8 protein-coding genes are annotated in these 9,664 nt (G+C 44.2%); 3 read left to right on the top strand and 5 right to left on the bottom strand.

The genetic code is table 11. From position 1 onward, the window contains the following. Positions 1–296: 296 nt before the first annotated feature. The 5 genes from QUA33_RS11565 to QUA33_RS11545 all read right to left on the bottom strand — a co-directional run bounded on the left by QUA33_RS11565 (position 297) and on the right by QUA33_RS11545 (position 7,295). Positions 297–2,654: a polysaccharide biosynthesis tyrosine autokinase gene (locus QUA33_RS11565; RefSeq protein WP_333148720.1), complete on the bottom strand. Its 2,358-nt coding sequence runs from the start codon at positions 2,652–2,654 to the stop codon at positions 297–299. A gap of 1,040 nt (positions 2,655–3,694) precedes the next feature. After that, entirely contained in the window at positions 3,695–5,125 is a 1,431-nt protein-coding gene (locus QUA33_RS11560; RefSeq protein WP_333148719.1) for an MFS transporter, read from the bottom strand. A gap of 212 nt (positions 5,126–5,337) precedes the next feature. Next, positions 5,338–5,895, bottom strand: coding sequence for a Uma2 family endonuclease (locus QUA33_RS11555; RefSeq protein ID WP_333096373.1), 558 nt, complete (start codon positions 5,893–5,895; stop codon positions 5,338–5,340). A 52-nt stretch (positions 5,896–5,947) separates the two neighbouring features. Continuing rightward, positions 5,948–6,502: a hypothetical protein gene (locus tag QUA33_RS11550; protein WP_333148718.1), complete on the bottom strand. Its 555-nt coding sequence runs from the start codon at positions 6,500–6,502 to the stop codon at positions 5,948–5,950. Between the two features lie 115 nt (positions 6,503–6,617). After that, the gene (locus QUA33_RS11545) at positions 6,618–7,295 is read right to left on the bottom strand and encodes an ATP-dependent Zn protease (RefSeq protein ID WP_333148717.1); all 678 of its coding nucleotides are present in this window, start codon (positions 7,293–7,295) and stop codon (positions 6,618–6,620) included. 57 nt (positions 7,296–7,352) lie between these two features. Between QUA33_RS11545 and QUA33_RS11540 the strand changes: the two genes are divergently transcribed. From QUA33_RS11540 to nth, 3 genes are all read left to right on the top strand, one after another. Next, positions 7,353–7,514, top strand: coding sequence for a hypothetical protein (locus tag QUA33_RS11540; RefSeq protein ID WP_333148716.1), 162 nt, complete (start codon positions 7,353–7,355; stop codon positions 7,512–7,514). 35 nt (positions 7,515–7,549) lie between these two features. Next, positions 7,550–8,644, top strand: coding sequence for an RIP metalloprotease RseP (rseP, locus tag QUA33_RS11535; RefSeq protein ID WP_333148715.1), 1,095 nt, complete (start codon positions 7,550–7,552; stop codon positions 8,642–8,644). A 224-nt stretch (positions 8,645–8,868) separates the two neighbouring features. After that, positions 8,869–9,546, top strand: coding sequence for an endonuclease III (nth, locus tag QUA33_RS11530; RefSeq protein WP_333148714.1), 678 nt, complete (start codon positions 8,869–8,871; stop codon positions 9,544–9,546). Positions 9,547–9,664 lie beyond the last annotated feature (118 nt).

Genomic DNA, 9,664 nt, shown 5'->3' with positions numbered 1-9,664 from the left:
TGGGAGATTTGACAGGCTCCCGTGACGTTAAAGCCGCATAAGTTAAACGAAAAAAATTTGGGGCTTCAACTTTTCACAACTGATAAAAAAATTCCACCCACATCTGCGGAATGTGGGTTTGAACTCCCCAACGGGTGCGCGTTAGCAGCAGATAATCGTTGGGGGAGCATCTCATATTTGTAAAAACACTTGTTCTGACTCCTTCTTTCTGAGCCTTTCCTGCTGGATCCTGTCTCCTGCCTTCAATTCCTACCTTGGGTGCTTTCATTGAGATGCTCCCTCAGCTTTGTGGGGTATCACTCTTTTTTATGAGCTAGTTTGCGGATACGAGACGATGCTGGTGGCAAATTCAAATATTCATTTTTATCTTCAACAACTGAGGCTCTAGATGCTGGATACTTCTTGCGTTTAGGAGCATGATTCGCAACTGTACCCAAGCATGGTATGCCAAAATTTTCTAATTGAGTGAAAACCTTTTGAACTACGGAAAAGGGAACCTGCTGAATTGCTACAACCATCAATATGCCATCTGTGCGCGCAGCTAAAAAATTCGTATCTTTACTGTCAACGAGCGACGGCGTATCGTAGATAACTAAGTCAAATTTTGCCTGAAGTTCTTCCATTAAATACTGCATCCCAGATGAGGCCAGCCGTCGGGCAGTACCAGGACCAGGGACACCGGCAGTTAATACAAAAAGATTATCTGTTAGATGCGATCGTTGGATAATTTCATTGGGTTCGTTTTTATGGTCGAGCAAGTTGCTCAATCCCTTGACATTAGGCAGTTCCAGCAGCAAGTGCACGCTGGGCGAATGCAAATTCGCGTCTACTAACAGCACTCGCTGACCCGCCAGCGCTGCCACGTGAGCTAAGTTTAAAGCAACGGTAGATTTTCCTTCGCCAACTGTAGCCGAACCAACTGCCAAAGAGCTAATCGTTCGATTGGAAGAAAGAAAGCGGATATTAGTATAAAGAGAGTCAAAAGCTTCTATAAATTCCGCAGCATTTTTCTTATTACCCTCTTTTCCTTCCAGATAAGCATAGGCATTAGCAATAGAAGGCGGCAATTTTCTAGCATTTTTGTCCAGAGGAATTGCTCCCAATAAAGGTGCTTCAACCGCATCTTTAACGTCATCAGCACAGTAGAAAATATTGCGGAACTTTTCAATAAGGATAGCAGCTCCCAGACCCAAAACTAGCGCTCCCACAACTGCCATCATTAATTTGTTTTTAGCTTTCGAGGCAACTGTAATCAGGTTGCCCTTCTCATCTCGCGGTATGCCTGGTTCAGAAATTATTTCCCAAGGTACTTGGCTTTGAGCTGCTTGGACGCGCAGAGTTTCCCGCTGACTTAAAAGTTGATCGCGGGTGCGGGCGGCTACTTCTAATTGCTGTTGCAGTTCGTTGTAGCGGCGGGCTATGGTGGGGAATTCTGTTGCTTGTCGGTTTAAATTATTTTTAGTTTGGGTGATTGCTTGAAGGCGAGCTTCTAAGACTTCAACTTGGTTAGCAGTATCAACCAATTGTTTAATCAAGCCTATGCGAATAGAATTTTGAAAATTTTGAACTTTAGAATTAGCTTGAGTGCCGACTAAATTTTGCCCCAAAATTCGCTCAGTTTGCTGGTTGAGCAAAGCTACTAAATTTGCCCGCTTGCGCTCTAAAGCTTCCACTATAGGGTTAGCAGATTTAAAACGAGCTGTTTCTACAGCAATCTGACCTTCTACTTCCTTAACCTTGGTCAGCAACTCTTTATATTGAGGCTCTTCGCTTAAAGCTGAAGCGGCAATAGCTTCATTTGGTGTAAAATCTAATTGTTTTTGCAAGTTAGCGTACAGCGTTTTCTGTTCTTGCAGTAGCCTTTGAGTTTCTAACTCTAAAGTTTCTACGGCACGAACTTGCTGGATTAATTGCGCGCCTTGTTCTTGAGGATTGGTAATCTTTTGCTTCTCCTGTATCACCTGTAACTCCGATTTCAGGCTGTTTACGCGCTTATTGAGTCCCGGAAGCTGGTCTTCAATAAATTTAACACCTTCACCAATCCGAGTCTTGCGTTCATCAAGACTGTACTTTAAATATTTCTTTTTAGTTTCTTGTAAAACGAACTCAATTAATTTAGGGTCATCCCCCATGAAGCGAACTTGCAAAATTTTAGTGAGCGTCATCTGATCTTCTCCCATCCGCAAAACAATTAATTCTTTTTCAAGAATTTTTTCTGTAACTTTTGGATATCGTTTTTGGACTTGTTTTGCAATAGCAGAAAGCATCTGAGGACTCTTGAGAATTTCAAGTTGAGTTGCGTAGTCCAAACTAAAAAAATCTCGATTAGGTACTCCTCCCCCCTCGCTGCGATTGGCTAGGGCAGCGGGGTCAGCAATTCTTGCCTCCGTTGTCACGGGTTCCACTAGCATCCGAAAATCGCCTTGATATGTTTTCTTGCCTCCCTGGATCTGATAAACAGCTCCAGCGCCCACGAGACCTATAATCCCAATAATGATGAGGGCTTGTCGCTGAAAAGTCCTCAACAACGGTTTAACATTCAATCCTTTCTGAGGCTGCGCGCTTAACTCTTCTCCCTCGTCAACGGAAAATTGCTGCACCTGTCGGCTCTGGTTGCTAATGGGTACGATATGAGCGTCCTGTTCTCTTTCCATGTTGACCTCTTGGATATTGTGTGGGTAAAATCAGCTTTCTTCTGCGAGCCTTCGGGTTGATACTTTGAGCATTTGCTTAAGGATATCACACGAAATTATTGGTTGGTCGAGCCCACTTCCTTCTAATAGTTCTCACTCTTTTCACATAGTATACAAAAATAACTAAATCCCTATGCTATGCCCGCGGCAAAAGTTCTTTTACAACTGCTGGATAGTTATATCAGACTGCATTTGAGTCTGCTGCGTTGTGCTTGTATTTAGGGTTTCCGGGCGAGGAAGCCAACTTTTTCAGGTGTCGCTCAGCTTCGCGACAGGGAACTCAATAACTTTACTAAACTTTTACAATTGACCGTAACACCTGAGCCGCCGCTTGCGCTGGTATTGGTTTTTCTTCTATGCCATTTTTCGGTTCGCAGTCAACTGCAGAAGCATATGTTAACTTACTACTTAACTGACAGGCTAAAACGTTTGGCATTTTCTATGTAGATATAATTAGTAACATTCAGCAAATTTTTGGAACGGCAACTATTCGAATCAATTTCCGAGAAAAATCTGTCTCTTCTCTTACATTATAAACTTTTTGAGTAGCTGGGTGACTGTTGAAGTTGATCGGCTTACTCATCGTCCTCCTTATATCACACACTACTCTCAATAGTGTGCAACCGACATAAAATTTAATAATTTGTTTTTTCAGGATTGATCGACATCTCGAACAACTCAAGCCTGGTGGGTTTGTCTACCGGGGCAGATGGCGTGGCGCGATTTATGTATTTTCGTAAAAAAACTAGATTTCTGCGTTCCGGGACTCTTCCTAAAACTATCGCTTTGATTCGTCTTCCGAGCAAGCTATAGCAATCCTTTCGGTAAACGCGCAACGGGCTTTTTTTTGAATTAACCGATGCCATAAGAAGATGACACATTGTTAAAGAAAAAAAAGAGTTCGCACAGGATGGGAGGATTGCTATTGATCTTGATCGGATTAGCTATCGGTAGTTATTGTTTTTTGATTTGACTAATTACCAACTACTCCTTATTAGCGCTTACTGATTTTGTGCTTTTCTTTCTCGCAGTTTCAACAAAATTTCTGCATGAACTTCGCGGGTTATAGGATAAAAATATGTAAGAATCATGCCAGCAATTAAAGCAATTGTGGGCAGCGGCCCGATCGCAACTCGAATCGCAAACAGTGCAGACTCTGGCTGTACGGGTGCCGGCTGTCCCGGAACTGTAGAGAGAAATCCAGCTCCTTCTAATGCTTGGCCTACCAACCACAAACCCACTGCTAATCCGATTTTTTGCAGCAGTACCATGAATGAATAGAAAATACCTTCGCGTCTTTCTCCAGTCTGAAGTTCGTCGAGTTCGATCACATCCGGTATCATCGACCAAGGTATTAGATAAGCTGTGGAAACTCCTACACCTGCCATGACTGCTAGCAGGTACATCTGCAATACTTGTCCTGGTTGGAGGAAAAACAGTCCAGCTTGGGCAATAATCCACAAACTCATGCCCATAAAATATACGGCTTTTTTGCCGTATCTTTCGCTGACTTTACTCCAAACAAATAGCATGATTAATGCAGTGCCTTGAACTGCGATCGCAACCAAGCTAAAAACGTACTGTGGCTGTTGCATCCAGTTAACAACAAAGTAGGGAATAATAGTAGCCGTCAACTGCACTCCCAGCCAAGAAAAAAGATAAATTCCAATGACGTACAAAAAAGGGCGATTGCTAAATGCAATCTGCAACTGTTCTTTTAGTGGCAAGGATGTAGAATTATCTAGTTCGGCGTTTTCTAATAGTTGGGCTGCGACGTGCTTGCGAGTTCCCAAAACGCACCAGTACAAAGGCAAGACAGAGATAACTGCACAGATTGCGCCTAATACTAAATATTGTTGATTCGGGTCCTTTTCAAATACACGAAAGATAATTAGAGCTAAGATTAATGAAAAGATGCTGCCGCCAATGGAGAAAGCAAAGCGAAAACTATTAAGGCTAGTGCGTTCGTTGTAGTCTTGAGTAAGTTCTGGAGTCAGGGCAGTGTAGGGAAGATTGACAGCCGTGTAGGCGGTGTTGAACAAAATGCTGATCGCAACATAGTACCAAAATAACACTGTGCGATCCGTGCTAGGTACAATCCACTGCAATAAGAAGAATATGCCGAAGGGAATGCCACCATATACGATCCAAGGATATCGGCGACCCCAAGGGTGAGAAGTGCGATCGCTCAAAACCCCCACAATCGGGTCGTTTATGGCATCCCAAACCTTGCCTATCACCAAAATATTGCTAGCTAAGCCAGCAGGTAAACCAGCGACATTGGTAAAGAAAACTAGCAGGTAAAATGCCAAAACATTAGCGGTAATTGCCGGGCCGAGATCGCCTGCACCGTAAGCTAATTTTGTCGAGAGGCTGAGTTTTGGTGTTCTGGGGTTGTCGGCGGCTGGTTGAGGCGGGGAAATGTTGCTCATAAACTTTGATTTCGGGATTTTTTGGCAGTCACAGTCTTTCCAGTAGGAGTATAACTCGCGCTACGCCCTAATACTAAGTTTTTTGTAGCGATCGGGACAAGCTTGAAGATTTGGTAATTGATAATTGGTAATTGGTAATTGATAGGTTGGTGGGGACAGGTTTACGAGATTATTGGTCTTAGGCAATTATTCTTGGTAAAACCTGCCCCTACTTAAGGAAACAGTTGCGAAATCTGAACTTCTATTTCTGGAAATGCCAGCATTGACAAAACATCATCTTCATTAAATACTGTTTCTTGTCGGTAGTCTGCCTCGCCCGGTTCGCGAAAAACATAAACTTGTCGCGTGTTAATATCAAGTATCCAATAATCAGTAATTCCCGCCTTAGCATAAGCCGGTGCTTTTCGCTTGCGGTCTGTTTCTAAGGTGGTATCAGCTATTTCTACTAATAAGAAAATGTTGGCGGGTGCGGGATGAAAATCTTGGTACAGCCGAGGGTCGATTTGCACTACAGCAATATCCGGTTCTGGTTCTGAATTATAGCTTAGAGCGATCGGGTCTTGGATGCGAATTAAAGCAAGTCCTGCCAGCAGATTTCTGAGATAGTCGGCTGCACAGAGATTAGTTGCTGCGTGGGGAGGATTTTTTGCACTCATTGAAATAATTTGCCCGTCAATTAATTCGACTCGTTCATCGGGATTGAGAATGCCTGTTTCGGTCATGCGGCGATATTCCTCTACAGTCCACAAGCGTAAATCTGTTACAGTCATGGCACAATTTCCTTGGGCGATATTATCTATTCACATTCTAGTTTTTCTTAAATTACTCGGTCAACAATCTCGATTTAGCTGTAATTGCTCCCACACACCACAAAATGGCATTGACAATTTCCGATCGCTGAATATTTTCTGCGTCTAAAAAACTTGCAAACTCTTCCTCAATATTCAAATGGTCTGCAAAATCATAAAGTATGCGCTTGTATTCAGTTGGCATCGGTATTAATGTAGCTTTCACTAAATCGAAAAGCGCGTTCAAAGAGTTGAGGATAGTAGCTGACTCGTCAAAATCTTCGGCATCGAGCAAGTACAGCGTTTCTGCAATGTCGCAAATAGCGTCTATTTGTGTGGGTGGCTTTCCCAGTTCGCTGACATCGATATTGCACAATTGGAGAGCGTTAATCGCTAGTTCTGGACGGGTAAAAAATACAAGTTGACCCCCAGCTACTAAGGGCGGCTCTTGTTCTCCATAGACAATTAGAGTATATAGATTTGGTATTTCGGTGCCGGGGTCGATCCGAAAACCAAACAGCCACAACAATTTTTCTGTATTTGGGTTTGCTGTTTGCAGTGTTGTTGGAAAATTGTTTGGTTCTGACATTAATTTTTAATCCTTAAAATACGGTCTTAAACTCGGTTTCTACGCAATTTTTTTGTTTTTGTGATAAATCTAGAGATAAACCGGGTTAATAAGGCAAGAGTGCGTAATCTTTTTCCTATAAATTTTGCTGAATTATGTCGCAGCATTCGGCAACAGTTGCTCTTTTTTCCATTGCTGATACTAGGGCTTCGTAAGCTGATTTGTGGTTTTCGATTAGGGTTTTTGCTCGCAGCAAACCCCAGTTTTGTTTTAGTTGAATCTCGGAACTGGGACGGCGCAGTTGTGTTAAAATTGCACTAATTTTTGTGCGGTCTTCTGCTCCTCCTTGTGCGCTGCCGTAAACAAATTTTTCGGCGACTATTCCGGCCATCCACACGGTGCAGTATTGGTCTAAAAGTTGGGCGGAAAGAGTGCCGCTTTGGAGTTGAGATGCTAATTGTTCGTCTTCAAATCGGACGCCGCCTTGGGCTGTTTGACCTTGTTTAAATGCTTCCCAAGCGTTGAGGGCGTAGCTGGTTACGGGAATTCCCAAGAGGTGGGCGACTAGGAAGTGTCCGGCTTCGTGGTGAAGGATACGATCGCGCTTTTGTTTGGAAGTTCCCCCCAGCCAATCTAATAAAATAGTACCGCCTTGACCTTGCCACTGGAAACTGTCAAGGGTGGCTAGCCCCAACAGGCAAAAAGTGGCGATCGCAGGTACGGCTTCTGGCAAGTTGAATAGGGGCCCCAACAATATTGAAACGGTGATGGCAAAGATAGAAATAGCGATAATATTCAAAGAAGTGTCTTTCATAATGGCGAAGGGCTAACTGGGAATTGGTAATGGGTAATTTGTAATAGGGAATTGGTAATGGGAATTGGTTTTAGAGGTAAACTCAGGTACGATCGCGCGATCGGTTTGGCAGCGTCGGGTCGCTCGCAGCAGCCGGGACTTCCGACAAAAACATCACCTTCCAGTTTGACTGAAAATTGTCCCTCCGAAGCCACCGATATTAAAAAGATATTAAAATAAATCAAAGTCCAGTAAAAGTGTTAGTGGAATCCTTCATGTCAGTTTTGGCAGCGATCGCAGTTTTAGGTATCTTGATTGTCGTTCACGAACTCGGCCACTTCTTGGCGGCGAGACTTCAACACATCCACGTCAACCGCTTCTCCATCGGTTTCGGACCCATCCTCTGGAAGTACCAAGGCCCGGAAACTGAATACGCCCTCCGCGCCTTTCCCCTGGGAGGTTTCGTGGGTTTCCCGGACGACGATCCCGAAAGTACAATTCCCCCAAATGACCCGAATTTGCTCAAAAATCGCCCCGTGCTCGATCGGGCGATCGTCATTAGTGCAGGGGTAATTGCCAACTTAATTTTTGCTTATTTCCTGCTGGTGGTGCAATTGAGCACTGTCGGCGCTGCACAAATGAACTACCTACCGGGAGTTAAAGTCCCGGAAGTCGCCGCAGAAGTCAGTTCGGCCGCCAAACAAGCCGGAATTCAATCGGGCGACGTTGTTCTGTCTGTTGACGGCAAGGAATTGGGCGCTTCCCGCGAAGCAGTCAAATTATTGGTCGCAGCAATCCAAGATCATCCCAACCAACCCCTAGCGTTGGAAATTCAGCGCCAAGAACAAAAATTTGTGGTGACAGTAACTCCTGAAGAGTCGCCCGACGGCAAAGGTCGCATTGGCGTGCAGCTAACTTCTAACGGCACTGTGGTGCGGCAGAGGGCCGGATTTGTAGAGGCGTTTAGCAAGGCCGCCAAAGAATTTGAGCGGATTGTGGTGCTGACGGTTCAAGGTTTCGGGCAGTTACTTAGCAATTTCAGCCAGACTGCCGACAAGTTGTCCGGGCCTGTGGCGATTGTGGCGATTGGTGCAGGGATTGCCAAATCGGATGCTGCGAGTTTGTTTCAATATGCGGTGTTAATTAGCGTCAATTTGGCTGTGATTAATATCTTGCCTTTACCTGCTTTGGACGGCGGTCAGCTAGCTTTTCTGTTAATAGAAGGACTGCGGGGCAAGCCTCTGCCGAACCGCATTCAGGAAAATGTCATGCAGACTGGTTTGGTGTTGTTGCTGGGTTTGGGAGTTTTCTTGATTATTCGCGATACTGCTAATTTGGCTGGGTTTGATTTGCGAAATTTCATGCAATAGTAAATGAAGGCAGAGGGAAGAAGGCAGAAGGAAGAAGGAAGAATTATGTCTAGTTTTTCTTTTTCCTATTTTCCTATTTTTCCTTCTTCTTTTTTTCCTACTCAAGCGAGGCATATCCTCTGGTTATGGGTTCCCCGGTCGTGCCTGGTGGGAACCAGTTAAAAACAAATAACAAATGAGTAATGACTACTGATTACTGACTGATGACTAATGACTACTGACTAATGACTAAAAAGTTAAGTTTAAAACAACGATCGCTCGAAATTCTGATTCGCCTCAAACGCCTCTATCCAGAAGCTCCTTGCACTCTCAACTACGAAACTCCCGTGCAGTTGCTGGTGGCGACGATTCTCTCGGCTCAGTGTACCGACGATCGAGTAAATTTGGTAACGCCGGCTTTGTTTAAGCGTTTCCCCGATGCGGTGGCTTTGGCAAATGCTGATATAGAAGAACTAGAAAGTCTGGTGCGATCGACTGGTTTCTACCGGAATAAGTCTAAAAATATTAAAGGTGCTTGTCAGGCGATCGTCAATAAATTTAACAATCAAGTACCGCAGCGGATGGAACTGCTGCTAGAATTGCCCGGAGTTGCCCGCAAAACGGCTAATGTCGTTCTCGCTCACGCTTTTGGTATTAATATGGGCGTGACCGTAGACACTCACGTCAAACGTTTGAGTCAGCGGTTGGGATTGACCGAACATACCGATCCTACAAGGATCGAGCGGGATTTGATGGTATTGTTGCCGCAGCCGGATTGGGAAAATTGGTCGATTCGGTTGGTTTATCACGGCAGGGCCGTTTGTAATGCGAGAAATCCGGCTTGCAATATTTGTGAACTTGCAGATTTGTGTCCTTCTGCTAATATTACGCACGGGTGCGTCAGTGCCGAGGCTAGCAACTAGCATTAAAATATAGAATCTGAGGCACATTACAATTGCTGAAATGAAGAGTTTATAAATGAACTCGCTCGGTCGCTCGTTTTTTGAGTTTGCTATAATTATTGTCAACAGCTTAATGCTA

It is taken from the genome of Microcoleus sp. Pol14D4, from assembly GCF_036701245.1.
GTDB lineage: Bacteria > Cyanobacteriota > Cyanobacteriia > Cyanobacteriales > Microcoleaceae > Microcoleus.
The sequence above is the reverse complement of the archived record's forward strand: the minus strand, read 5'-3'. Positions and strand labels throughout refer to the sequence as shown.

What these genes read in the sequence shown, in the direction of transcription:
- QUA33_RS11565 (WP_333148720.1), bottom strand. Translation starts at nt 2,654, where the DNA reads ATGGAAAGAGAACAGGACGCTCATATCGTACCCATTAGCAACCAGAGC.
- QUA33_RS11560 (WP_333148719.1), bottom strand. Translation starts at nt 5,125, where the DNA reads ATGAGCAACATTTCCCCGCCTCAACCAGCCGCCGACAACCCCAGAACA.
- QUA33_RS11555 (WP_333096373.1), bottom strand. Translation starts at nt 5,895, where the DNA reads ATGACTGTAACAGATTTACGCTTGTGGACTGTAGAGGAATATCGCCGC.
- QUA33_RS11550 (WP_333148718.1), bottom strand. Translation starts at nt 6,502, where the DNA reads ATGTCAGAACCAAACAATTTTCCAACAACACTGCAAACAGCAAACCCA.
- QUA33_RS11545 (WP_333148717.1), bottom strand. Translation starts at nt 7,295, where the DNA reads ATGAAAGACACTTCTTTGAATATTATCGCTATTTCTATCTTTGCCATC.
- QUA33_RS11540 (WP_333148716.1), top strand. Translation starts at nt 7,353, where the DNA reads ATGGGAATTGGTTTTAGAGGTAAACTCAGGTACGATCGCGCGATCGGT.
- rseP (WP_333148715.1), top strand. Translation starts at nt 7,550, where the DNA reads ATGTCAGTTTTGGCAGCGATCGCAGTTTTAGGTATCTTGATTGTCGTT.
- nth (WP_333148714.1), top strand. Translation starts at nt 8,869, where the DNA reads ATGACTAAAAAGTTAAGTTTAAAACAACGATCGCTCGAAATTCTGATT.